The sequence below is a fragment of the Mumia sp. genome (genome assembly GCF_028803055.1).
In the GTDB taxonomy this organism is placed as follows: domain Bacteria; phylum Actinomycetota; class Actinomycetes; order Propionibacteriales; family Nocardioidaceae; genus Mumia.
Genome location: NZ_JARBCJ010000123.1, coordinates 1 through 242 on the forward strand (window position 1 = coordinate 1; position 242 = coordinate 242).

Genomic DNA, 242 nt, shown 5'->3' on the forward strand with positions numbered 1-242 from the left:
CGCAGACGCGGCGTGAGCGGGAGGTCGAAGAAGGCCGGAGCGGTGCGCCAGGCCTGCGAGTGCGCGGCGCCCATGAAGGCGTAGCCGACCTGGCCGACGCGAAGCTCACGGGGCGTTTCTGTCATGGGGTTCCTTCGTCCGAGGGGTGGTGCGAGGAGCTGTGGTGGGGCCCGGGGGGGGGGGCGCGGGCCCCCCCCGCCGGGCAGGCGACCACACCCCGGCCCAGGCTTGCGCGACCGGGG